General features: G+C 41.9%; 20 protein-coding genes. All 20 read right to left on the reverse strand.

Annotated features, from left to right (window positions below; all coding sequences use genetic code 11):
• Positions 1–15: 15 nt before the first annotated feature.
• The gene (locus AMD01_RS11865) at positions 16–1,803 is read right to left on the reverse strand and encodes a S9 family peptidase (protein WP_053401612.1); all 1,788 of its coding nucleotides are present in this window, start codon (positions 1,801–1,803) and stop codon (positions 16–18) included.
• A gap of 157 nt (positions 1,804–1,960) precedes the next feature.
• Complete coding sequence (locus AMD01_RS11870) at positions 1,961–2,410, reverse strand: ASCH domain-containing protein (RefSeq protein ID WP_053401613.1); 450 nt, start codon at positions 2,408–2,410, stop codon at positions 1,961–1,963.
• Between the two features lie 316 nt (positions 2,411–2,726).
• Positions 2,727–2,849, reverse strand: a complete 123-nt coding sequence (locus AMD01_RS24940; protein WP_281176871.1) for a hypothetical protein — start codon at positions 2,847–2,849, stop codon at positions 2,727–2,729.
• A gap of 176 nt (positions 2,850–3,025) precedes the next feature.
• Positions 3,026–4,942, reverse strand: coding sequence for a DNA mismatch repair endonuclease MutL (mutL, locus tag AMD01_RS11875; RefSeq protein WP_053401614.1), 1,917 nt, complete (start codon positions 4,940–4,942; stop codon positions 3,026–3,028).
• Positions 4,943–4,960: 18 nt separating this feature from the next.
• Positions 4,961–7,621 (reverse strand): DNA mismatch repair protein MutS, encoded by a 2,661-nt coding sequence (gene mutS, locus AMD01_RS11880; RefSeq protein ID WP_053401615.1) that lies wholly within the window; start codon positions 7,619–7,621, stop codon positions 4,961–4,963.
• Positions 7,622–7,826: 205 nt separating this feature from the next.
• A complete protein-coding gene (locus AMD01_RS11885; protein WP_053401616.1) occupies positions 7,827–8,375 on the reverse strand; it encodes an outer spore coat protein CotE in 549 nt (182 codons plus the stop codon).
• Positions 8,376–8,659: 284 nt separating this feature from the next.
• Complete coding sequence (ricA, locus tag AMD01_RS11890; RefSeq protein ID WP_053401617.1) at positions 8,660–9,097, reverse strand: regulatory iron-sulfur-containing complex subunit RicA; 438 nt, start codon at positions 9,095–9,097, stop codon at positions 8,660–8,662.
• Positions 9,098–9,099: 2 nt separating this feature from the next.
• The gene (gene miaB / locus AMD01_RS11895) at positions 9,100–10,629 is read right to left on the reverse strand and encodes a tRNA (N6-isopentenyl adenosine(37)-C2)-methylthiotransferase MiaB (RefSeq protein ID WP_053401618.1); all 1,530 of its coding nucleotides are present in this window, start codon (positions 10,627–10,629) and stop codon (positions 9,100–9,102) included.
• Positions 10,630–12,024: 1,395 nt separating this feature from the next.
• Complete coding sequence (locus AMD01_RS11900; RefSeq protein ID WP_053401619.1) at positions 12,025–12,891, reverse strand: 2-oxoacid:ferredoxin oxidoreductase subunit beta; 867 nt, start codon at positions 12,889–12,891, stop codon at positions 12,025–12,027.
• Positions 12,892–14,631, reverse strand: coding sequence for a 2-oxoacid:acceptor oxidoreductase subunit alpha (locus tag AMD01_RS11905; RefSeq protein WP_083446527.1), 1,740 nt, complete (start codon positions 14,629–14,631; stop codon positions 12,892–12,894).
• 142 nt (positions 14,632–14,773) lie between these two features.
• The gene (locus AMD01_RS11910) at positions 14,774–15,694 is read right to left on the reverse strand and encodes a dipeptidase (protein WP_053401620.1); all 921 of its coding nucleotides are present in this window, start codon (positions 15,692–15,694) and stop codon (positions 14,774–14,776) included.
• A 90-nt stretch (positions 15,695–15,784) separates the two neighbouring features.
• Complete coding sequence (gene spoVS / locus AMD01_RS11915; protein WP_003181955.1) at positions 15,785–16,045, reverse strand: stage V sporulation protein SpoVS; 261 nt, start codon at positions 16,043–16,045, stop codon at positions 15,785–15,787.
• Between the two features lie 239 nt (positions 16,046–16,284).
• Complete coding sequence (locus tag AMD01_RS11920) at positions 16,285–17,082, reverse strand: TIGR00282 family metallophosphoesterase (protein ID WP_053401621.1); 798 nt, start codon at positions 17,080–17,082, stop codon at positions 16,285–16,287.
• A gap of 116 nt (positions 17,083–17,198) precedes the next feature.
• Positions 17,199–18,761 (reverse strand): ribonuclease Y, encoded by a 1,563-nt coding sequence (rny, locus tag AMD01_RS11925; RefSeq protein ID WP_053401622.1) that lies wholly within the window; start codon positions 18,759–18,761, stop codon positions 17,199–17,201.
• A 481-nt stretch (positions 18,762–19,242) separates the two neighbouring features.
• On the reverse strand, positions 19,243–20,277 hold the full coding sequence (gene recA / locus AMD01_RS11930; protein ID WP_053401623.1) for a recombinase RecA: 1,035 nt from the start codon (positions 20,275–20,277) through the stop codon (positions 19,243–19,245).
• Positions 20,278–20,533: 256 nt separating this feature from the next.
• Complete coding sequence (locus AMD01_RS11935; RefSeq protein ID WP_053401624.1) at positions 20,534–21,772, reverse strand: competence/damage-inducible protein A; 1,239 nt, start codon at positions 21,770–21,772, stop codon at positions 20,534–20,536.
• 21 nt (positions 21,773–21,793) lie between these two features.
• Positions 21,794–22,378: a CDP-diacylglycerol--glycerol-3-phosphate 3-phosphatidyltransferase gene (gene pgsA / locus AMD01_RS11940; RefSeq protein ID WP_053401625.1), complete on the reverse strand. Its 585-nt coding sequence runs from the start codon at positions 22,376–22,378 to the stop codon at positions 21,794–21,796.
• A 195-nt stretch (positions 22,379–22,573) separates the two neighbouring features.
• Positions 22,574–23,545 carry a helix-turn-helix domain-containing protein gene (locus tag AMD01_RS11945; protein WP_342666985.1) on the reverse strand — a complete coding sequence of 324 codons (972 nt, stop codon included), beginning with the start codon at positions 23,543–23,545 and terminating at the stop codon, positions 22,574–22,576.
• Between the two features lie 12 nt (positions 23,546–23,557).
• Positions 23,558–24,349 carry a DUF3388 domain-containing protein gene (locus AMD01_RS11950; protein ID WP_053401627.1) on the reverse strand — a complete coding sequence of 264 codons (792 nt, stop codon included), beginning with the start codon at positions 24,347–24,349 and terminating at the stop codon, positions 23,558–23,560.
• A gap of 278 nt (positions 24,350–24,627) precedes the next feature.
• Entirely contained in the window at positions 24,628–24,927 is a 300-nt protein-coding gene (locus AMD01_RS11955) for a DUF3243 domain-containing protein (protein WP_053401628.1), read from the reverse strand.
• Positions 24,928–24,947: the final 20 nt, after the last annotated feature.

Consider the following 24,947-nt stretch of genomic DNA (forward strand, 5'->3'; position numbering starts at 1 on the left):
AGGCTGGCTGTTCTTTTATAGGTTTTGATCAAAAAACTCAATCAGCTTTTTATAGGCTGCAATTTCATTTTCCTTCTTCGAGAACCCATGCCCTTCGTCTTCAAACACTAGATAATCAACGTCACGGCCTTTTGCTCGGAGTGCTTCGACGATTTGATCAGACTCTTGTTTAACAACGCGAGGATCGTTCGCTCCTTGTACGACGGCCATCGGCTTTGTCATCCCGTCTAAATACGTAATCGGTGAGTCTTTCGTTAGGCGTTCCTTGTCTTTAACAGGGTCACCTACCCACTGGTTCATATATGGCTTCCAGAATTCTGGAACCGAGTCGATAAATGAAAACAGATTGCTTGGGCCGAAAATATCAATGACTGCTTTGAAATAGTCAGCGTGACGTCCGTGTAATAAAAGCGCCATGTACCCACCATAGCTACCACCTAACAGCAAAATCTTCTCTCGGTCTGCGTATCCATTTCCAATGATCCATTCTAAGCCTTCAATGTTATCAAGGCGTGGACCATGTCCCCAATCACCTTCAACCATTTTCATAAATTTTAGCCCATAATTGGAAGAACCGCGGAAGTTTGGCGCAAAAATAGAGTAGCCTCGGTTTAAAAGCACTTGAAACATTGAACGGAACCATTTACGCTCTAACGACTGCGGCCCACCATGTGGCCACAAAATGACATGTCCGTTATCATTTTCTTGCTTGGCCTTAAAAAAGAGTGCTTCAATATTCAAGCCGTCATAAGATGGATATGTGACGACCTCTGGCTCTACAAGATCTTCTTCACGAACGCCCGGTACGCGTAAATTCGTTAGTTCTTCCCAAGATTTCCCTTGGTTCTTTGAAACGAAGATGTTATTTGGCTTCGTTGCGGATCGGCCTTGTGCATAGAGATGACCACTTGGCATCACAAGAAGCTTCTCGACAACGCTTGTTGGGATAGAGAGATTTTTATGCGCTCCGCTTTCTAAATCATATTGATACAATCGATCTTCAACTCCGTACGATCCCAGCAAATAGAGCGTATGATCATGCTTTGAGAAAGAAAGGCTTGAGAAATCTTCATTCTCCACCTCTAACACCTTTTGAAATGATTGGGTGTTTAGATCAAATTTTGCGAGATACGTTAAATCGGATTGATAGTTTGTTAAAAAGTAAATATCTGTTTCAGACGTGTACACAACGTCTGTTGTCGTGTGCTGATCCGTTGTTTCAGGGGTTAATAGGAAACGCTCCCCTCCGTGCTGCACATATGCAAGTGAATGGGTATTTCCAAAGCTTTTTAGTAAAATAATTGAGGCTTCGTCAGGGCTCACTCCTGCTAAAAAAGTCGAGGCACCTGCGCCTTCAAACAGAAGCGTTTCTTCTTCTGTTTCAAGATCGTACACAAAACTATTCAAATATGTAGGGTTGCCGTCCGTTGTAGAATAATAAAGTCGTTTTCCATCTTCCGTTAAATGACTGAAGAAAAAACGTTCTCCTTCCTTAGTTCGGAGCGGGACAAGCTCTCCACCACTGGGAGAAAGAGCGTAAAGCTGCGTATTTTCATCTCCGTCATGATCAAATGCCGTCACCACAAATTCGCCCGTTTTTGCGTAGGACAACGCCTCAGCACTTTGATTTTTTGACGTTAGCGGATACGGAAACGCATTTGGTAAATCCATCCCCCAAAGATTAAATTGCCCGTTTAAGTTTGTATTCATAATCAGCTGTTTTTCATCTGGACTTACCGTAAAATTCGTCACTGCAATCGTTTGAAAAAACTGTTCAACGCCTGGTTTATTAAAGGTAACCATTCATAATCCCCCCATCTCTTTTATACGCTTTCATTTTAACATAATAGTAAATATATTCAAAAAATTAAAACAAATAAATACTTGCGGTTACTTGAATGAGTATCCCACCTCTAAACTAGAAAAAACCTATACCCAGACAATGTCCAAGCATAGGCTATCATTTTACATCTATTAACGTAAATCGTTCACAGACGAGCATCATATCCTCTGTGTATGGAAGCTTCAGGCGTGCGAGTTCTTTTTTGAAAAAACGTTCGTGTTCATCCCACCAATAACGATAGGTTCGATCGCCCTCTCCTTCCGCAATAGCGAACTCCTCTGACACCTCGTTCATAGGTAAAACCTGAACATCAACAGTTTGAATAATTGCTACGGGATTGTCCTCACTGTTCAACACAATGTTGTAATTTCCCACGCATGGCAACGGCTCTTGTTCGTGCTCATAAAAAACAACCCCTGAGCACGTAGCCGTTTTTAATCCGTCAATGACAAGCTGAGCCAAGTAATTAGGATCGCTTCCAAATTGCCAAGCGTTTACGCTAGAGGGTTTGGATTTACCTCTTACTTTCCAATAGTCGTCCCAATACTGTGTTGCCGCTTCGTTCATCTCTTTTCACTTCCTATTCTTGCATGCTAGCTTTATTTTAGCACAGTATAATGGAAATTAGTGGTTTAAATTCCATATCCATGATAGGTTTCACTAATTAAGTACAGGAAGTTTCCTAAAATTAAAATAAATAAACTAACCTTCTTGTCTCTGATAAATTTTTTAGTCAGGCTGCCTCCACCTTCAGTAGATCTTGTTGTGTCCTCTCATTGTAAAATACGATTCATTTTTATTTGTGATTTATATCAAATATCATACGAATGTTCACTTTACCTTTTTCGAAATTTTCCGAAGGGAAAATCATTTTACGAATTACTTACGGAGCAACTATCTCTTTTAGCAGATTTAGGATGTAAATAAATCCACTTGTTAACGTAATGACTCCTCCCATAAAAAGAACAGATATAATCGTTGATATCGTATGTTTAGCAGCACTCATTGTCCGTACTCCCTTCACCTATAGGTAAGTTGTTGGTTTTTATATTATGGGGAAAATCTTAAGAGATCATGAGGAATAATCTTAACAATTCTTAACGATCGAAAAATAACGATGTGTATGCATAAAAAAAGAGAAAGACACATGTGTCTTTCCCTTTTTTGTACGTTCTATAACCTCTACATAATCCGCTTAAACATCTTCTCCATCTCGTACGTCGAGTAGTGAATAATGATCGGACGTCCGTGTGGACATGTAAAAGGATCACTTGTTTTACGTAATGTTTCTAAAAGAACGAATATCTCATCATTGCGCAGATGATGATTGGCTTTAATGGACGCTTTACAGCTCATCATAATGGCCGCTTCTTCTCGAAGCTTTAAGATGCTAATTTTCTTTTGCTTTAGCACCTGCTCAATCATTTCTTCCATGATTTTTTGTTCGTCTCCTTTTGGGAACCACTGCGGATGCGATCGAACGATGTAGCTATTTTGACCAAACTGCTCTAAAAACACCCCAACGCTCGCAAGCTCCTCGCGTGATTCCTCAATAAGCAAGCATTCGTTCGTTGAAAAATCAAGCGTGATTGGCAGCAAAAGCTCCTGTACCTCCGTTTCAACTTCCGCAAGCTTGTCACGGAAATACTCATATTTAATGCGCTCCTGTGCCGCATGCTGATCAATCATATAAAGCCCTTTTTCATTTTGCGCAAAAATGTACGTTCCGTGCATTTGACCAACGGGATACATTGCTGGTACACGCGTCTCCCCCTCTGGCACTTCTTTTTCTTCAAAATCACGAATCGCATCCTCAATCGGATCAACGGGCTCAGGCGTAGGAGACTCTTGTACAGACGGAGCTGAAAACGGCTGATCGTTCCAATCTCTTTGCTCATCCCCTTCAACGAGTGAAAAAAGCACGGCGTTTTGCTCTGCTTGAAAGCGTTCATTTGATTCTTTTAAAAGCCGTTGATCTTGAGGGGGCTCCTCACGCTCTGTCATCACTGAGCGCTGTGGTTCGTTTCGATGATCGAATGAAAATTGCTGCTGCTCATCGACAGGCTTCACGCGGGGTGCTGAATAAGACGGCGACTCCACCTCTGGAATTAAGCGCTGCTTTTTAAAGGACGCTTTAATCGTTTGTTCAACCAGTTCAAATAGCTCCGCCTCTTTACTTAAACGTACTTCAAGCTTCGCCGGATGAACGTTCACATCGACAAGAAGTGGGTCCATTTGAATGTTTAATAGTACGATCGGATAACGACCAATCGGTAGCAGCGTGTGATAGCCTTGTTGAATAGCTTTTGCGAGGCCATAATTTTTTACATAGCGACCGTTAATGATCGTCGACATGTAGTTACGAGACGCACGTGTGACTTCAGGCAATGAAATATATCCTGTCACCTCATAATCGAGTGACTCAATGGAAATCGGAATCATTTTTTTCGCGATGGCCATGCCATAGATCGCAGCCATAACTTGTCGTACGTCGCCTTTTCCGTTTGTGTATAGAAGCTGTCTTCCTTGATGTGTAAGCTTAAAGGAAACGTCAGGATGAGCAAGCGCTAGGCGGTTCATCACGTCAGTCACGTTCCCAAGCTCGGTATTGACCGTCTTCATATACTTTAAGCGAGCGGGCGTATTAAAAAATAAATTCTCAATCGTCAAATCCGTCCCTTTTCGGCTCGACGTATATTCATGAATCAGAATTTCGCCGCCCCTAAGCTTTAAGTGAGTCCCAGGCCCTTCACCTGTACTCGTCTTCAGCTCCAGTTCAGAAACAGAGGCAATACTCGGAAGTGCCTCTCCTCGAAATCCGAGCGTACGAATGCGGAACAGGTCGTTTTCCGTTTTAATCTTACTCGTCGCGTGACGACGGAACGCTGTAAGACAGTCGTCATTTTCAATGCCGTCTCCGTTGTCTAACACGCGAATGCGGGACAATCCACCCTCATCTACTTCTACTTCAATAACCGTACTGTTTGCGTCGATGGCATTTTCCACAAGTTCCTTCACGACAGAGGCAGGTCTCTCAACTACTTCCCCTGCCGCTATTTTGTTTGATAAATCATCGGCTAACTGGACAATTTTCCCCATCGACTCACCTCACATTCTTTACGATTTTTTCTTCATTGTTTTTTGCAGCTCATACAATGTATTTAATGCTTCAAGCGGCGTCATATCTAAAATATCAAGCCCTTTTAGCTTATCGATAATTTGCTTTTCCTTGCCTTTCAGCGGCCCATCATTTTTCTTTGCATCGGTAAAGAACGATAGCTGCTGATCATCAGAAGATGGGACAGACGCGACCTCTTCTGTTTGTTCTACCTTCACAGGCTCTTCTTTTACAACAGCGGGACGCTCTTCTTCATATTTCACCGCAAGAACAGGCTTCGCTACTTCAGGCTGCTCTAAGTCGTGTAAAATCACACGCGCTCGTTCAATAAGTGGTTTCGGAAGGTCAGCAAGCTCGGCCACGTGAATACCATAACTCTTATCTGCTGCTCCTTCTTTAATTTTATGAAGGAACACAAGCTTACCGCTTTGTTCAATTGCGCTAACGTGGACGTTGTGCACCCCTGGCAGATGCTGATCCATCGACGTCATCTCGTGATAGTGGGTCGAAAACAGCGTTTTTGCCCCGATATGCTCATGAATGTACTCAATAATTGCCTGTGCTAGCGCCATTCCATCATACGTGGACGTTCCGCGACCAATTTCGTCAAGTAAAATTAAGCTTGACTGCGTTGCGTTGGTAACGGCATTTTTCGTTTCAAGCATCTCGACCATGAACGTACTTTGACCAGAGATTAAATCATCCGCTGCGCCAATACGCGTGAACACTTGGTCAAAAATCGGTAGCGTTGCTTCGTCTGCTGGGACGAAACAGCCAATTTGCGCAAGAATGGATGTTAACGCCACTTGGCGCATGTACGTACTTTTACCGGACATATTTGGCCCTGTAATAAGAAGAATAGAGCGATCATCTGACATACGACAATCGTTCGGCACGTATTCTTGTGAATTCATCACTTTCTCAACGACCGGGTGACGTCCGTTTGTAAGTTTAATCTCACCTTGATCCGAAAAGCTTGGGCGCGTATAGTGGCGCTCTTCACTAATTTTCGCAAAGCATTGAAGCACGTCAAGCTCACTAATAATTTTCGCTAGCGCCTGTAAGCGTGGAATATACGTACGAACTTCCTCACGAAGCTGAATGAACAAATCATACTCAAGCTGCACAATTTTTTCTTCTGCCTCTAAAATGAGTGCTTCCTTTTCCTTTAAATCTGGCGTAATGTAGCGTTCGGCGTTCGTGAGCGTTTGCTTGCGCTCATACATCCCTTCCGGCAACAGATGTAAATTCGCCTTCGTTACTTCAATATAATAGCCGAATACTTTGTTGTAGCCGACTTTTAATGAACGAATTCCTGTTCGTTCACGCTCCTGCTTTTCAAGAGCGGCAATCCACGTTTTTCCGTTACGACTTGCGTCACGATACACATCAAGCTGCTCGTGATAGCCATCTTTCATGATGTTTCCTTCTTTAATTGAGATCGGTGCTTCTTCTTTTAATCCACGATCTAGAAGGTTCGTTAATCGTTCACACGGATCAATCTGGTCCACTAGCTTTTCAGCATACGGATGGTGTAAACGGTTCACCACCTCAACGATTCCAGGAACGCGCTCTAGAGAACGTTTTAGCTGAATTAAATCTCTTGCATTCACGTTTCCAAACGCCACTCGACCCGCTAGACGCTCAAGATCATACACTTCTTTTAACAATTCACGAAGCTCTTCGCGTTCAAAGAACTGATTAATGAACGTCATGACCATGTCCAAGCGGCTTTCAATTGCTTCTTTGCTTAAAAGCGGTCGGTCAATCCACTGTTTCAGCATACGACCACCCATAGCCGTCACCGTTTGGTCAAGTAACCATAAAAGCGATCCTTTACGCCCTTTTGAGCGAATCGTTTCCGTCAGCTCTAGATTGCGCTTTGAAAACAAATCAATTTTCATAAATTGATTAATTTGATAAAGCTGCACAGGCTGCAGATGATCAAGGGAACGTTTTTGCGTTCCCCCTAAGTAGTGGGCAAGTCTAGCAAACGTTGTAATGAGCTTGTCCTGCTGTAGATCCTGTACAAGTAGCTCATATTCCTCGTGAAGCTCCGCGCCCACCTGATGGGAAACAGTAATAGGTCTACGTTCTTGCATTTCGTTCAGCTTCTCAAGTGAAAAATCAGGATCAATCACAATTTCCTTTGATTCTCGTGCATAGACCTCTGCGATCACTTCCTGCCAAGACGAAATCAGCGTCACGTGACTTTCTCCTGTTGATAAATCTGTAAACGCTAATCCGTATGTACCATCCTCAAAGTTCGTCACAGAGCTAATAAAATTGTTTTCCTTTTCTTCAAGACCCGTTTGATCCATAAGCGTGCCTGGTGAAATGACTTGCACCACTTCACGCTTTACGACTCCTTTTGCCGTGCGCGGATCTTCGACTTGTTCACAAATGGCTACCTTATAGCCTTTTTCCACAAGACGATCAATGTAGTTTTGTGCGGAATGATACGGAACACCACACATCGGAATGCGTTCATTTCCGCCTCCTTCTCGACCTGTAAGCGTAATTTCAAGCTCTTGAGAGGCCTTTAGCGCATCCTCAAAAAACATTTCATAAAAATCCCCTAATCGAAAAAACACAAAAGCATCTTGATAGTCTGATTTAATTTGTAAATATTGCTGCATCATCGGCGTATATCCTGCCATGTTCATCCTCCATCTTGCATGTAATATCTATTTTTTCATTTCCTGTATCTGTCTAAAGGTTAGGACATAGTCAAGGAGGCACCTCATCGATGCCTCCTCACATTCTTTGTTTTCACTATTATAACATTGTTTGCGCATTTGTTCATGACTGACAATTTTCCTTTTTACGCAAAAAAACTAGGAAGAATTTCTTCCTAGTTCTCTCTTATTCTTCATCTCCTAAGATAAAGTCGGGATTCAAATCCTCAAACTCATCGTCGTCGACGTCTAAGTCAAACTCGTTTTCATCAATGCATCCTTCTGGATTAACGGCTACACATACTTTTGTTTCTCCAATAACTTCTGCTAAAAGCTCTCTTTCTACCTGGACAATGACGCGGTTTCCATTTGGTGAAATGGTTGCTTCCAAGCAGTTTGGCTGTTGAAGAACGCGTACAATCACTTCACAATCCTCACCTGTTGCATCATCATCTTTGTAACGAAGCTTGATAATGTCTCGATACGACACCTTCTCCGTTACAACTTCTGTTTTCGTGTTATCGTTATACGAATACCAAATGTTAATATCATACGTGCCGTCAACCTCAACCGTATTGCCTACCTTTTTGGCATCATACTCGTGGTTAATGACCCAGCACCCTAAAATGCTTGTCGGCCGATTTGGCGGGGTAATCGTATGAGACGATTGCGTAAATTTACGCCCTTTTCCTATTACTGCTTTCGTAATAATTTCTCTATAGTGTTGTTGTGACATGCGCGCAAACCCTCCTCAAACTCTCTTCATTTAATCCTATGCAGGTTGTATCACTCGCTTGCAAACTATTTGTAAAAACTATCCGCTGTTTTCCTCCAGGATCACTTCACAGGGAAGTTAAATATTATCTGAATGAGTCTTGAAAAACAGCTTAGCTGACATAAAGCTGCTATGATTCATTGTATGCACGCATGCCCAAGAATTTGCCATTATCCTTTCAATTTATTCAAAAAAGTAAAAAGAGTGCATGATTAGGAGTTCTAATCACACACTCTTTTTTCTCTTTAATGACAGCCCATACCACTATTTTGATCGGCTTTCATCTTAGAGCCTGTATCGCCTTGCAGCAAATCTCCGCCCGTTGACTCAATGATTTCATCAGTCACTTGCTTTGAGATCGTACTTGCTACAAGCTGTAATAAGTCGTTCACAACGACTTGTGATTCTTTAAACTGCTGAATAATTGGAAGCTCATCAAGCTCTTCTTGAAGCTTATCAATCTGTGCTTCCACTTTTTTCAACGCTTCGTGCTTGCCATAGTGCTGAAAATTAACCGCTTGCTTTTGTAAGCTTTTAATTCTCGCAATGGTATCTTTTACTTTTTCGTTTCCATTAAGCTGTGCTTCTGCACGCTTAAAGAAATCGACTTCTTCCGTGTCTGACATCATTTTACCAAGCTCACGAGCTCGTGCTACGATGTCATCTTTTGAATAAACAGTCATTATTATTTCACCTCTGCAGCCTCTTCTACCATTTCTCCGTTTAATGACCATGTTTTCGCTGCTGTAATTTTCACTTTCACGAGCTGGCCAGTTGCGGACTTCGGACCTCTGAAGTTAACAAGTTTGCTCTTAGCTGTATATCCCGCAAGGACGTCAGGATTGTTTTTACTTTCGCCCTCTACTAATACTTCGACAACCTGCCCTACATACTCCTGCATTTTTTGCGCAGAAAATTCGTTTACCACTGCATTTAAGCGCTGTAAGCGAGCTTTCTTTACTTCCATCGGTACGTTATCTTGCATTTTTGCCGCTGGTGTTCCCTCACGCGGAGAATAAATGAACGTGTAAGCACTGTCGAAACCAACTTCTTTGTAAAGAGAAATCGTTTCTTCAAACTGTTCTTCCGTTTCATTCGGGAATCCAACGATAATATCTGTCGTGAGTGACGCTGTTGGAATGGCTTCTTTAATTTTACGAACAAGCTCTAGGTATTGCTCACGTGTATATTTACGCGCCATAATCTTTAAGACGTCACTGCTACCTGATTGTACAGGAAGATGGATGTGGTCGACAAGGTTTCCGCCTTTGGCAAGTACTTCAATTAAGTGATCATCGAAGTCACGTGGATGACTCGTTGTGAAGCGAATGCGCGCCACGTCTACTTTGCGGATTTCATCCATTAAATCGCCAAGTCCATATTTTATATCTTCAAAATCTTTTCCGTATGCGTTCACGTTTTGACCTAAAAGGGTAATTTCTTTGTAGCCTTGTGCTGCTAAATGACGAACTTCTTGAATGATGTCTTCAGGACGACGGCTGCGCTCTTTTCCGCGCGTATAAGGGACGATACAGTATGTACAGAATTTATCACATCCGTACATGATGTTCACCCATGCCTTAATTTCACCTTTACGAACTTTTGGAAGGTTTTCAATCACGTCCCCTTCTTTTGACCATACTTCAATGACCATTTCTTTTGATAAGTATGCTTCGTTCAAGATGTTTGGCAGACGGTGGATATTGTGCGTACCGAAGATCATGTCTACGTGGTGATGTTTTTGAAGAATTTTGTTTACAACGGATTCTTCTTGCGACATACAGCCACATACACCGATTAAGACGTCAGGGTTGCGCTGTTTTAACGGCTTTAAGTGACCTAATTCACCAAACACTTTGTTTTCCGCGTTTTCGCGAATTGCACACGTGTTTAATAGAATCACATTAGCATCTTCTACTGTATTTGTAGGCTCATAGCCAAGCGCAAGAAAAATCCCTGCCATTACTTCTGTATCATGTTCGTTCATTTGACAGCCGTATGTACGAATGTAGAACTTACGACCTTGTCCCATTCCACGGAATTCTTCTGAAATAGCGAAATCTTTATGATAAGCGACTGTTTCTTTTCCACGTGCTTTCGCATCTTTTAAGGAAGGTGGCATATACACCGTTTGAAAATATTTGCTGTAGTCTTTTTCGGATTTTTTGTCCGCTGACTTTACCTGCGTGTTTTCTAAGCGTTGCTCTTCGTTCATACTATTCATTCTCCTTTCAACTCGTTTTATGCTGTACAGCTTAACTCAGCATAAAGGAGTGCACCCTATTCAGTATAAAAGGAAAAAAGCAAGAATACAACAAGATCACCTTATTTTGGATGTGGTTTTATGTGAACGCTATTGGATGAGAATGTCTCTGTAAAGGTAGTTGTTAGGAGTGTTTTACTAGTTCGGATTCCAGCTCCAGATCGCTTCGCTTTCCTCGGGGCGAGCGCTGAGCTTCCTCGTCGTTTCTCTCCTGCGGGATCTCACCTGTCTCGCTCATCCCGTAGGAGTCTTCGCATCTTTCACTGCCTTCCTTTGGTCTTTCGACTAGGAACTATTGAGTAGCCTTCCTTTTGGAATGTGTATTTCAGATAAGCTATGTTCATTCCACACGAAACACCTTTTACTAGTTCGGATTCCAGTTCCAGATCGCTTCGCTTTCCTCGGGGCGAGCGCTGAGCTTCCTCGTCGTTTCTCTCCTGCGGGATCTCAGCTGGCTCGCTGGTTCCGTAGGAGTCTTCTCATCTTTCACTGCCTTCCTTTGGTTTTTCGACTAGGGACTATTTAGTAGCCTGCTTTTTGGAATATGTATTTCAGATAAGCTATGTTCATTCCATATGAAACACTCTTTACTTAGTCAGATTCCATCTCCAGATTGCTTCGCTTTCCTCGGGGCGAGCGCTGAGCTTCCTCGTCGTTTCTCTCCTGCGGGATCTCACCTGTCTCGCTCATCCCGTAGGAGTCTTCTCATCTTTCACTTCCATCCTTTGGTCTTTCGACTAGGAAGCATTTATTACCCTTCTTTTCTGAATGAGTGATTTCGATTGGCTTTGTTCATTCTACTTGCAACCCCTTTTACTTGGTCGGATTCCAGTTCCAGATTGCTTCGCTTTCCTCGGGGCGAGCGCTGAACTTCCTCGTCGTTTCTCTCCTGCGGGATCTCACCTGACTCGCTGGTTCCGTAGGAGTCTTCTCATCTTTCACTTCCTTCCTTTGGTTTTTCGACTAGGGACTATTTAGTAGCCTGCTTTTTGGAATGTGTATTTCAGATAAGCTATGTTCATTCCATATGAAACACTCTTTACTTAGTCGGATTCCATCTCCAGATTGCTTCGCTTTCCTCGGGGCGAGCGCTGAGCTTCCTCGTCGTTTCTCTCCTGCGGGATCTCACCTGACTCGCTCACCCGTAGGAGTCTCCGCATCTTTCACTTCCTTCCTCTTGTTGTTGGAGTAGGGACTATGGGACTTATTGTCTGAATGCGTGTTCCAAATAAGGTGCGTTCGTGCCATGCATTTCTTTTACAAGCGGGTTGGTTTATACACACAACCCCTCATTCTCTTAAATAAAAAACTCCTTTCCTCATACGTTTAAAGGAAAGGAGTTTGCATTTACATAAATTCGGATACTAATTTAGTGAACTGTTCTTCTTCTAGCGTTAGGTCTGCGTTTGTGAGCGAGTCTTGACGATAGCCGTGAACGAGTTCTTGATAAGATGGCTGCTGTTTGTTTTGGTAAATAAGCCCCGTTACAAGACCATTGTGGGACATTAGCGTTTGCATCGCCTGAGAGCGGTCGCTTGCGTCGTAGTCTTCGATCGTCGATAGGCTCGTTAGGTTCTCTTTGAACCAGTCATACGTGTTCACTTTATTATATGTTACGCACGGACTGAATACGTTGATTAGGGAGAAGCCTTTATGATTAAGCCCTTGCTCAATGAGTGACGTTAGTTCTTTTAGATCCGTTGAGAAGCTTTGAGCGACAAACGTTGCCCCTGCTGTTAGAGCTAGCTCCATCACAGAAAGCGCTGATTCAATCGATCCTTCAGGCGTACTTTTCGTTTTAAAACCAACGTCGCTTCGAGGCGACGTTTGACCTTTTGTTAATCCGTAGATTTGGTTGTCCATGACAATATACGTAATGTCGATATTACGACGAATGGCATGAACCGTGTGACCCATTCCAATCGCAAATCCGTCTCCGTCACCACCAGATGCGATGACCGTTAAATCACGATTCGCCATTTTAACGCCTTGAGCGATCGGAAGAGAACGTCCGTGAATACCGTGGAATCCATAGGAATTGATATAGCCGGAAATACGTCCAGAACAGCCGATCCCAGAAATAACGGCTAAATTTTCTGGTTCAAGACCCACATTTGCAGCAGCGCGCTGAATGGCTGCTTGCACAGAAAAGTCCCCACAACCTGGACACCAGTTTGGTTTTACATTGTTACGAAAGTCTTTGAACGTTGCCATTTATAACAGCTCCTTGCTTTTGGAATGCACTTCGTGTGGTAAAAATGGATTTCCATCATACTTCAGAAGGTTTTTCACTTTCTTTGCATGCCCAACATTCATTTTTAAAATATTTGCAAGTTGGCCCGTCGCATTGTGCTCCACCACAACCACTTTTTTGGCATTCTCCACAAGTGGTAGAAGCTCATCAGCTGGGAACGGGTGAAGCAAGCGGATATGCGCATGGTTGGCTTTTACACCCTCTTTTTCAAATCGTTCCATTGCTTCCTCAATGACACCTCGCGTTGAGTTAAATCCAACAAATAATACATCCGACTCTTCATGAGGAGCATTTGTATGTATTGGATTTTCGAAGTTAATCTTGTTTAACTTTCTCATACGTTTATCCATTTGGATTTTACGGTTTGACGCCACTTCAGACGGTTTTCCCGTTTCATCATGCTCGACTCCTGTTACGTGGTGAATTCCATTCGCCATCCCTGGTACAACACGAGGAGAAACACCATCTTCTGTTGCTTCATAGCGCTTAAAATACGCTTTGCTATCAAGCTCAGGAAGCTCTTGTCCAAGCGCAAGTTTTCCGCGACGGATTTCTACTTTTTGATAATCAAGCGGATCAACCGTTTGTTTCCCAAGAGATAACTGAAGATCAGTTAATAAGATAACCGGACACTGATACTCCTCCGCTAAGTTAAAGGCCTCAACCGTATCGTGGAACGCTTCTTCCACTGTACTTGGCGCCATCACAATTTTCGGAATTTCACCATGCGTTCCGTAAATCATCGCCATCAAATCTGACTGCTCTTGCTTAGTTGGTAGCCCCGTACTTGGACCTCCGCGCTGTGTATCTACGATTACAACAGGTGTTTCCGTAATACCTGCTAAACCGATTGATTCCATCATTAGTGATAAACCTGGTCCAGCTGAGGCTGTTAGTGAACGTACACCTGCATAGTTGGCACCGATTGCCATCGTACAAGCAGCAATTTCATCTTCGGTTTGAATAACGGTTCCACCAAAGTTCGGTAGCTTTTTAATTAAATATTCCATAATTTCAGAAGCTGGGGTAATCGGATATGCCGGCATGAAGCGTGCACCGCCTGCTAATGCGCCAAGGGCGATTGCATCGTTTCCAATCATAAACATTCTTTTTTTGCCGTCTGCTTTCTCGAGGCTCATGGATTCAATTGTCCCACCGAGCTGTTCTTGCATATAATCAAAGCCACGTTTCATAGCTTCCATATTCTTATCAACTACTTGCTGCCCCTTGCGTCCAAATATCTCCTGTACTACGCTTTGAAAAGCGTCTAGGCTGACGTTAATAATCGCACTAGATGCTCCTACTGCCACCATGTTTTTCATAAGCGACGTACCAAGCTCAGTCGCAATCTCAGTAAATGGGACCGCATACATTTTTGCGACAGATCCTTCAGGCATCGTCGGTTTGAACTTTGCATCTGCAATGACAATTCCTTGATCGTGAAGTTCTGACACATTTACATCGATTGTCTCTTGATCAAATGCTACTAAAATATCAAGATCATCCGATACTGCACGTACTTCTGTTGTACTTACACGAATTTTATTGTTAGTGTGTCCGCCTTTAATACGTGATGAGAAATGGCGATAACCATAGAGGTAATACCCAAGTCGGTTTAGGGCCGTAGCAAAAATCTCCCCCGTACTTTCAATACCTTCACCTTGTTGGCCTCCAACTTTCCATGAAAGTTGTTTTGTCATGTCTTACACCCCTTTAAATAGATAAATAGCGAATCTCACGATTATCAACAACCGTTTCGGTTATAAGTTTAGCATTTATTGTTTTAAATCACTAGGTACCTTCACGATTATTTTTCGCTATTTATGCATAGTGTTGTGCTCTTTATACAGGTAATGCACGATAAAAGTTTCCAAACAAAAACCCCTCTACGACTTCTGTAGAATAATACTTTACTAGTTCGTTAATAAGGGCTTCATATCCTTTATATGAGGCCAATCCGCTTGTTGTTTGATCAATGCCGTCAAAGTCAGAGCCAAATCCAATATTACGCTCTCCTCCTAGCATACAAATGTATTCCACATGTCGAATTACATCCGTAATAGATGGCTGATTTTTTGATAAAAATTCTGGTACAAACGTAATGCCAATTACGGAATCATGCTGAAGAAGCGCCTCAATTTGATCTCGGTTTAGATTTCTTGGATTTTTGCACAGATCATACACGTTTGAATGCGAGGCAATCGGATAGCGGGCATGCTCGATTACATCCCAAAACCCTTTAACTGAGAGATGCGAAACGTCTGTCCAGACCTTTGCCTCGTTGTTGGCCTGTACGACTCTCTTACCAAAGCTTGAGAGCCCTGCTCCTCGTTCCTCTAAAATGCCATCTGCGACCGCATTGCTGTAATTCCATGTTAAACCAACGGAGCGCACGCCTAGACGAAAAAGCGTCTTTAAACGGGCTATTTGATCGCCAATCATGTCACATCCTTCAATAGTTAGCATCGCGCCAATTTCGTTCGCCTTGAGCATGTCTATATCCCTTTTTGTTTTTACCATTTTCATATGAGGGTTTGATAAAATATGGCTGTGAAAAAGCTCGACCATTTCAAGCGCCACGTCAAAACGGTCACACGCTTTGACAGCTTCAGGAATGTAAATGGCAAACAGCTGGACCTTTGCACCCGTTTCTTTTAGCTGTTTGTAGTTGATATGAAGCGCATTGGAGTTGTTGAAGGATAGGTGCGGGTTCCACCATAACTTCATTAATACATCGCAGTGCATGTCAAAAATTCGAGTCATACGTTCTCCTTCCCATGCTGACTGACCAACATGTACAAAAAGGACCTGTCGCATGTCGCACACAGGTCACTAAGCATTTATAGGTGTTTTTTATCGGGGCTCTACAATAAGCTTGATCGCTGTACGTTCTTCGCCATCTATTTGAATATCTGTAAAAGCTGGAATACAAATTAAGTCAACACCACTAGGAGCGACAAAACCTCTAGCAATTGCCACGGCTTTTACCGCCTGATTTAAGGCACCAGCCCCAATTGCCTGGATTTCAGCTGCACCTCTTTCACGCAAAACTCCCGCTAGGGCACCAGCCACAGAGTTAGGATTTGATTTCGCTGAAACTTTTAAGATTTCCACATCTAGTTCCTCCCTATCTTTTACAAGGTATGTTCAAGTTCAGTAGAAAAATGGCCTAATTCATTTCATTGATACTATATTCACGATTTTGTAAAGGTATTCCTGCTTGGTCTATCTAAATTTTCAAAACCGGAGGGTATAGTAACTCATTCCCGTTTATCAGAAATATATTCCAAATTCTGCACAATCATGAACAAATAAAAAATGGTAGAGCATCATTTGCTCTACCACATTGCGTATTACATATCAAAATAAGGATGATCGTCATTAATAAGGATGCGTTCAATCTTCTTTGCGTTCCCTGTTTTTGCGTCAATGTCCACTACTACAGCACTTAGCTGTGTGCGTCCCTCCGCCACTTCAAAACGAACAGGCAAAGATGTTTTAAACTTTTTAATAACCGCGTGACGGTCTGTGCCTAAAATGCCATCGTAAGGACCTGTCATTCCAACATCTGAAATGTAGGCCGTTCCTTTTGGAAGAACACGATTATCGGCTGTTTGAACGTGTGTATGCGTTCCAACTACTGCTGATACGCGTCCATCTAAATACCAGCCCATCGCTTGCTTTTCACTTGTTGCTTCACCGTGGAAATCAACAAAGATAATGGACGTTTTCTTACGTGCCTCTTCGACAAGCTCATCTGCTTTTTCAAACGGGCAATCAAGAGGTGGTAAAAATGTTCTTCCTTGAAGATTAATCACTGCTACGGTTTGATTACCATATGTATAATAGGTGATCCCTTTACCAGGCGTTCCTTCTGGGAAGTTTGCCGGACGAATCATTTGTTTTGCATCATCAATAAAGTCAAAGATTTCTTTTTTATCCCACGCGTGGTTGCCAAGCGTTACGACATTTGCTCCCGCATTCAGCAGCTGGCGATAAATCTTTTCTGTGATTCCTTTTCCATGCGCTGCATTTTCTCCGTTTACAATTATCGTTTCTGGGTTATATTTCTGCTTTAGTCGAGGCAAATAGTCTTGAACCATGTCACGACCTGGAGAGCCTACGATATCTCCAACAAATAGAATTTTCATTTACAAACTCCTTCTACAATCAACTTCTTTATAAGTTTGTCATAAATACAAAAAAAAAGCAAAGTCATTTACATCCACTTAAACAAAAAGAAAGCGACGAAATCGTCGCTTTCTTTTTATTTTGCATATTCTACCGCTCGTGTTTCACGAATAACTGTTACTTTAATATGTCCTGGATAATCCAGCTCTTCTTCAATTCGCTTACGAATATCGCGAGCTAGACGGTGTGCCTCTAAGTCATCAATTGTATCTGGTTTTACCATGATACGAACTTCACGACCAGCTTGAATTGCGAATGATTTTTCTACACCCTCATAGGATTCAGAAATCTCTTCTAGCTTTTCTAAGCGGCGAATGTAGTTTTCTAACGTTTCGCTTCGAGCTCCAGGTCTCGCTGCTGAAAGGGCATCTGCTGCTGCTACTAATACAGCGATTACCGATGTTGGTTCTGTATCACCGTGGTGAGACGCAATCGCGTTCACAACAATCGGATGTTCTTTGTATTTTGTCGCAAGCTCAACACCGATTTCAACGTGGCTACCTTCTACTTCATGATCGATCGCTTTTCCGATATCATGTAGTAAACCAGCACGACGAGCCATAGTTTCATCTTCACCTAATTCAGCAGCCATCAATCCAGCCAAGAACGCTACTTCCATTGAATGCTTCAGTACGTTTTGACCATAGCTTGTTCTAAATTTAAGGCGACCTAAGATTTTAATTAGATCCGGATGTAAACTGTGTACACCTACTTCAAAAGTAGTTTGTTCACCAACTTCGCGGATATACTCGTCTACTTCACGACGAGATTTTTCTACCATTTCCTCGATACGAGCCGGATGGATACGTCCATCTTGTACAAGCTTATCAAGCGCGATTCTCGCCGTTTCACGGCGAATCGGATCAAATCCTGATAAAATAACGGCTTCTGGCGTATCATCGATAATGAGGTCAATTCCCGTTAGTGTTTCTAAAGTACGTATATTACGACCTTCACGACCAATGATACGACCTTTCATTTCATCATTTGGCAGGTTCACGACAGAAACGGTTGTTTCTGCAACGTGATCCGCTGCACAACGTTGGATTGCAAGAGAGAGAATTTCTTTCGCTTTTTTATCAGCCTCTTCTTTTGCACGAATTTCTGCTTCCTTCACCATCACTGCTAAGTCATGGGAAAGCTCATTCTCCAGACGTTCTAGGATAAATTGTTTTGCCTCATCACGACTTAATCCTGAAATACGATCAAGTTCTGCTTGTTGGACACGTATCATGTCTTCCACTTTGCTTTCCATCTCTTCAATATGCTGTTGTCTAGTAGCGAGAGAATCTTCTTTCTTCTCTAGCATTGTTTCTCGCTTATCTAGTGTCTCATCTTTTCGATCAAGATTCTCTTCTTTTTGCATTAATCGATTCTCTTGTTTTTGAAGTTCAGTTCGACGATCACGAATATCATGCTCAGCGTCTGTACGAAGCTTGTGAATCTCATCCTTCGCTTCTAGCAAGGCTTCTTTTTTCAAAGATTCTGCTTCACGCTTCGCTTCATCAACAATTTGATCTGCAATCGACTTTGCACCAGCGATACGAGCCTCTGCAATCGATTTGCGAACAAAAAAGCCAACAACTGCACCGACGATTAGGCCGAGCAAAGCGGAGATGATTGTTAAAGTTGTTCCCATTATTTCACCTCCCCTTGCTATATACTTGCGGTAAAAGTTTCATGTCGGCATGCATTCATAGATACTAGTATCTTAAATACACACTAAGGCTTTTAAAGTTAAAATCCACTTAAAAGGGAAAATATACATCCTAATTGTAAGGCTGCTAAATTTTATTGTCAAGCCTGTCAGATTGTAGAAACAGAAATATCTATCAACTACCGAACAATTAAGCATTTCTCACCCTAAAAAATGGGGTTATGAGTGAGATAAAAGAGCATTTTGTCCTTCTCTCAAACGTTTTAACCAACAGCTTTGCGCTGTCCATCTCTATTGTTCACAGAAACGCTGAATTTCAAACCAATATTTCCCTTCATTATTCTTAAAAAGAGTCGGTTTCATTTCTTTTATGTACATGATAAAAAGGCGAAGCAACTCTAAAAAATCGAGAATTGCTTCGCCTTTACTAGTAAAACATCAACATCACTCGATGAAGATCGGCTTAGAGATTAAACTCTTCTTTGTCATCTTCTTCTGGTGCATCGACAGGTTCATCAAGCTTATAGTGCTCACGGATTTGCTGTGAGATTGTTTGACGAATGTCTTTGTTCTCTTTTAAGAACTGCTTAGAGTTTTCACGTCCTTGACCTAAACGTTCATCATTGTAAGAGTACCAAGCTCCACTCTTTTGAACGATATCAAGATCTGAACCGATATCTAGAATTTCACCTTCTTTTGAAATTCCTTCTCCGTACATGATATCTACTTCAGCAGCACGGAATGGTGGTGCTACTTTATTTTTTACGACTTTAATTTTTGTTTTATTACCTACAACGTCGTTACCTTGCTTCAATTGTTCAGCACGTCTTACTTCTAAACGTACAGACGAGTAGAATTTAAGCGCACGGCCGCCTGGTGTTGTTTCAGGGTTCCCGAACATAATCCCAACTTTTTCACGAATTTGGTTAATGAAGACAGCAATCGTTTTCGATTTGTTGATTGCACCAGAAAGCTTACGAAGCGCTTGAGACATTAGGCGGGCTTGTAAACCTACGTGTGAATCACCCATTTCTCCTTCGATCTCTGCTTTTGGTACTAATGCAGCTACAGAGTCAATAACAAGAATGTCAATAGCTCCACTTCGAACAAGAGCTTCAGCAATTTCAAGAGCTTGCTCACCAGTATCTGGTTGAGATAATAGAAGCTCATCAATGTTAACGCCTAGCTTTTGTGCATAATCAGGGTCTAGTGCATGCTCAGCATCGATAAATGCAGCCTGTCCACCGTTTTGCTGAACCTCAGCAATCGCATGTAGTGCTACAGTCGTTTTACCAGAGCTTTCTGGACCATAGATTTCAATAATACGGCCACGTGGGTATCCACCTACGCCTAGAGCAATATCAAGAGCTAAAGATCCACTTGATGCAGTGGAAATCTTTCTATCTGTTTGCTCACCTAATTTCATGATTGATCCTTTACCAAATTGCTTTTCAATTTGTTTTAATGCCATATCTAATGCGGCTTGACGATCGTTCACTCAATTTCCTCCTCTATCTATTTCTATAAAAGTGTATGAATTATTTATACCTTCAAAGACGTTTCGCGAAACGTTCTTAAGTTGCGTACTTGCTACTAACTTTCTATATATACTATACCTTTTTTTCAGTCGTTTGCCAAGTAAAAAATCGAACATTTATTCGTTTTTTTTGTTTTGAAAAAGATGAGCCTCTTCTCATTTTTAATCAAAACAATACGAGCCTAGGGAAATCCCCTAGGCTCGTATGGTCTTCGTTTTATGCGCGTAATTCTTTTAGTAAATACTGACATGCATAGCGAACAGAACGCATTCTAATCGCCTGGCGACCGCCTGATAATTGCAGCAGATACGCCTTCGTTTTCGCATTTTTTCGGGCAATGGCAATATGCACAGTCCCGACCGGTTGCTCATCTTGGGTACCTGGTCCTGCAACCCCAGTGAAGCTTACACCGATATCGGAATCTAGTTTGCTCATCACCTGCTCAGCCATTTCAATCGCACATTGCTCACTTACAACGCCGTGCTTCTCAATTGTCTCTGAGCGAACGTTCAACACCTGATTCTTTACTTCTGTTTGATAGGAAATAATCGCTCCTTTTACAATTTGCGATGTTCCTGGGATTTCCGTCAAGCGTTCGGAGAAAAGACCTCCCGTTAAGCTCTCAGCAGATGCAATGGTTAGCTTCTGTGCTTCGAGCTCTCTTACTAGCTCAGAGGGAAGCGTTGTTTCATTATATCCGTAGAAAAATTCGCCCACGCGTGCCATAATCGCTGCTTCCGATTCGTTGATTAAACGGTTTACTTCTGTCAGTGACTCGTGCTTTGCTGTAATCCGTAGCGTGACTTCGCCGTCCCCCGCAAGAGGAGCAATCGTTGGATTCGTCTGGGCCTCTAGCAGATCCTCAATTTCTGTCTCTAGCTGTGACTCACCAATTCCAAAGAAGCGAAGCACACGTGATTCAATGCGCTCCTTAACCGCTAGCTGGTTGAGTAAGTACGCACGACCATGATTTAAAAACATTGGCTGTAATTCTTTCGGCGGTCCGGGAAACAGCATATAGCGTTTACCACTCACTTCAATAGCCATTCCGGGTGCCATTCCGTAATCATTGGTTAAAACAGCAGCACCTTCTAGTACAAGCGCCTGCTTGCGATTGTTAGGCGTCATCGTTCGTCCTGTTTTTTCGAAATACATCTCAATGCTTCTCATTGCCTGCTCATCTGTTACAAGCGATTTTTCTAATACTCTTGCAATGGTTTCTTTAGTCAGATCATCCTTCGTTGGTCCAAGACCACCTGTGAAAATAATTAAATCAGCGCGCTTACTTGCTTGGTAGATGGTATCTTCTAAACGCTGTTCGTTGTCTCCTACTACTGTATGATAGAAAACGTTAATTCCGATTTCAGCTAGCTGCTTGGAAAGGAACTGGGCGTTTGTGTTAGCAATTTGCCCGAGCAATAGCTCAGATCCAACGGCAATAATTTCTGCGTTCATAGCGCTCATCTCTTTTCGTTCTTATTTAGAGTTTACAAATGCTTTGCTGTTTTTAGCAAAATAATCCCATCCTGATAGTACGGTAAAGAATACTGATACCCACAGGGCAATATCATCAAACGGGAATGGAATGAAAGAGAACGGAATGTTGTGTAGTAACAAGGCAGAGATCGCAATAATCTGTGTCCATGTTTTAATTTTTCCAAGCATATTCGCTGCAACTACTTCGCCTTCCCCAGCTAACACTAGACGTAGTCCTGTAATGGCAAACTCACGACTAATGATAATAATTGAAGCAAGACCGATTCCAGCTCCTATTTGTAGCTCCACTAGTACGATTAATGCTGCAGATACGAGTAATTTGTCAGCAAGCGGATCTAAAAACTTCCCTAAATTCGTTACCATGTTGTATTTTCGTGCATAGTAACCATCTACCCAATCTGTTGTTGAGGCAAAGATAAAGATAAGTGCTCCAACAAGATGAGCGACAGGGATAACAGTCTTACCTGCATGCAAATCTCCCCATCCAAATGGCACCATCATAAAAATAAGGAAAACGGGGATAAGAAAAATCCTTGAAATCGTTATTCTATTAGGTATATTCACTTTTATTCCTCCATTAAACCAATTAATATGTACTCAAAAGGATATCATTAGTATCCCCTAAGTGTCGTATGTATAACATTCCATTCTTACATAGTTTACAGGAAAAATGGGCGATTCTCAAAGATAAACATATCTCCGCTCGAATCACCCATCTTCACAAGAGCATAAGCCCTATTATATACTACCTTCGCAGTCTTATTGAGCTACTGCAGGCTGATATTGAATGGTTATTTTTTGTTGTACTTTCTGGCTCGGGTCAAACGGTAATGCTAACGGCTTTCCGTTTACTTTCAACTGTACGCCAGGAGAAAATCCGATGTTAAATCGCACTTCTTTTTCTTGTGAAAAATCAAATGATTGCGTCGTACCTTTTGCTAAAAGGGCATTGAAATAAGACTTTCCTGTCGCGTTTTGAACACCTAGCCATGTATCGTTTGAAGAGGTAATTTCCACTTTAAACGCATCTGCGTTTTGCAGCTGTAGCGTAGCCGTCTTCCCGCTCTTTTGAACCTCTGTGATCGTTTGATCTTTTGCAGGCTCTTCTTTTTTCGCATCGTCCTTTTGCTCATCTTTTTTATCATCTTTTTTGTCCGTCTTTTTCTTATCATCGGACTTGTCTGCTTTTTCTTTCTTATCATCAGTGCCTGTGTTTGTAGCAGAAGACTTTGTAGAAGCATCTTTGCTCGCGTTATCAGACTGTTCGATTTCAGCACCTGTTTTCGGTGTGGCGCTACCGGATTGTTTGTCTGTATCATGATTTTGTAAAAAGAACCAGACTAGCATTGCGATTCCGATAATAACAACCACAACAATGATTGTAGGAAGTAAATCCAACAGCTTAGACGATGATGGCTGTTTTGCCGTCACTTCCTGTTTACGCGTTTTTACACGGGACAATTGCTCTGGGATATCTTCATTTTGAGAACGAGGGATATCCGCTTTGTATTCTTCAAAGATTTCATCTGCATTTAATCCAACAGCTTCACAGTACTGCTTAATAAAAGCTCGAACATAAAACTTTCCAGGCATTAAATCATAATTTCCTTCTTCAATACCTGTTAAGTAACGCTTTTGGATCTTCGTTAACTTTTGTAAATCTTCCAATGAAATATTTTGTTGCTCTCTAGCTTCTTTTAAACGTTTGCCTAACTCTGTCAACGAAAACACCTACCAATTATCTTAAAAATCAAACATTGAAAACCCGTTGTCTTGAAAGATTTGAGTACCATCTACTGCATCATATGTAATTTCTTCATCAGGATCATTTCGCAATTCAATGATGTAATCAAAGTCTTCTAACGTATATTCGGAGTTTTGCACGAAAACATCAGGATGCTCAATCACCTTTGTAGCAGGAACACGCATAATTTCCCTTACAAGCTGCCAGTGCTTCTCCGTAGCTCGTCTAGTTGAAACAATGCCGTCGATAATAAATACATTATCTTCGTTGTATTCTTCCTCAATTAACTGACTGCGTATCGTCTGTTTTAAAAGGGTGGACGAAACAAATAGCCATCTTTTATTCGCACATACGCTAGAGGCAACAATGGACTCTGTTTTTCCTACACGAGGCATGCCACGAATTCCAATTAGCTTGTGTCCATCTTGCTTAAATAATTCCGCAAGAAAGTCTACTAATACCCCTAATTCGTTGCGCACAAACCGAAATGTCTTTTTATCGTCTGCATCACGCTGAATATAACGTCCGTGCCTTACCGCTAAACGATCGCGCAGCTTTGGCTCCCTCAACTTTGTTACTTTGATATGATCCATCGTTTTTAAAATCGATTCCAGTCGCTCAATTTGCTCGTTCGAATCACAGCGCAATAACAGCCCCCTACGTTGATCATCTACTCCATTTATCGTCACAATATTTATTGATAGCATTCCAAGCAGAGAAGAGATATCTCCTAATAGACCTGGGCGATTTTTCTGAATCTCATATTCTAGATACCACTCAATTTTAGACATAAAACCCTCTCCCTATCAAGACAGTTATTGTTGAGAGGAACTCCCCTTCTTAATAAATATAAAGGATTTGCTAGGATTAATAAACCCTGAAACCTAACTATTTCTATGTTTTGAAAAAGAAAGCAAAAAAATGAGAATGAATACGTTTTCTTCTTCCTTTTTAAGGATATTAACGGAGTCGTTTTAACCACCTCATACCTTTTAGGATTTTGCACAATAAAAAAGCACTGTCCGCTGCCTAAACAAGGTTCAGGCATAAGACAATGCTTTTTACACTATTACTTCGTTTCTTCTGTTGGGGCTTGTTGTTGTGCTCCATTAGGTGCAGTACCGTTGTTTTGAACCAATTTTACCATCATGTTAGCAATCGCATGTTGTTCTTCAGGAGATGCAACACTCCAAAGATCCGCTAATACGCGCTCTTGATGGTTTTTTGGTTCTACTTGCTTCGCTAAGTAGTCTCCTACTTGGTATGCAAGATTTGATACTACTCCGTTATCCATGCCCTGGTTTTGCGCATGGTGTAAACGATCACCTAAAAAGCCTTTCCAATTTTCCCAGTTTTCAATAACAGACATGAATGACCCTCCTTAAGGTT

Source organism: Priestia koreensis, from assembly GCF_001274935.1.
Taxonomy (GTDB): Bacteria; Bacillota; Bacilli; order Bacillales; family Bacillaceae_H; genus Bacillus_AG; species Bacillus_AG koreensis.

What these genes read in the sequence shown, in the direction of transcription:
- AMD01_RS11900 (WP_053401619.1), bottom strand. Translation starts at nt 12,891, where the DNA reads ATGGCAACGTTCAAAGACTTTCGTAACAATGTAAAACCAAACTGGTGT.
- AMD01_RS11905 (WP_083446527.1), bottom strand. Translation starts at nt 14,631, where the DNA reads ATGACAAAACAACTTTCATGGAAAGTTGGAGGCCAACAAGGTGAAGGT.
- AMD01_RS11935 (WP_053401624.1), bottom strand. Translation starts at nt 21,772, where the DNA reads ATGAACGCAGAAATTATTGCCGTTGGATCTGAGCTATTGCTCGGGCAA.
- rny (WP_053401622.1), bottom strand. Translation starts at nt 18,761, where the DNA reads ATGGGAACAACTTTAACAATCATCTCCGCTTTGCTCGGCCTAATCGTC.
- mutL (WP_053401614.1), bottom strand. Translation starts at nt 4,942, where the DNA reads ATGGGGAAAATTGTCCAGTTAGCCGATGATTTATCAAACAAAATAGCG.
- AMD01_RS11950 (WP_053401627.1), bottom strand. Translation starts at nt 24,349, where the DNA reads ATGTCTAAAATTGAGTGGTATCTAGAATATGAGATTCAGAAAAATCGC.
- AMD01_RS24940 (WP_281176871.1), bottom strand. Translation starts at nt 2,849, where the DNA reads ATGAGTGCTGCTAAACATACGATATCAACGATTATATCTGTTCTTTTT.
- ricA (WP_053401617.1), bottom strand. Translation starts at nt 9,097, where the DNA reads ATGACTGTTTATTCAAAAGATGACATCGTAGCACGAGCTCGTGAGCTT.
- miaB (WP_053401618.1), bottom strand. Translation starts at nt 10,629, where the DNA reads ATGAACGAAGAGCAACGCTTAGAAAACACGCAGGTAAAGTCAGCGGAC.
- AMD01_RS11910 (WP_053401620.1), bottom strand. Translation starts at nt 15,694, where the DNA reads ATGACTCGAATTTTTGACATGCACTGCGATGTATTAATGAAGTTATGG.
- AMD01_RS11870 (WP_053401613.1), bottom strand. Translation starts at nt 2,410, where the DNA reads ATGAACGAAGCGGCAACACAGTATTGGGACGACTATTGGAAAGTAAGA.
- AMD01_RS11865 (WP_053401612.1), bottom strand. Translation starts at nt 1,803, where the DNA reads ATGGTTACCTTTAATAAACCAGGCGTTGAACAGTTTTTTCAAACGATT.
- AMD01_RS11955 (WP_053401628.1), bottom strand. Translation starts at nt 24,927, where the DNA reads ATGTCTGTTATTGAAAACTGGGAAAATTGGAAAGGCTTTTTAGGTGAT.
- mutS (WP_053401615.1), bottom strand. Translation starts at nt 7,621, where the DNA reads ATGGCAGGATATACGCCGATGATGCAGCAATATTTACAAATTAAATCA.
- AMD01_RS11885 (WP_053401616.1), bottom strand. Translation starts at nt 8,375, where the DNA reads ATGTCACAACAACACTATAGAGAAATTATTACGAAAGCAGTAATAGGA.
- AMD01_RS11920 (WP_053401621.1), bottom strand. Translation starts at nt 17,082, where the DNA reads ATGAAAATTCTATTTGTTGGAGATATCGTAGGCTCTCCAGGTCGTGAC.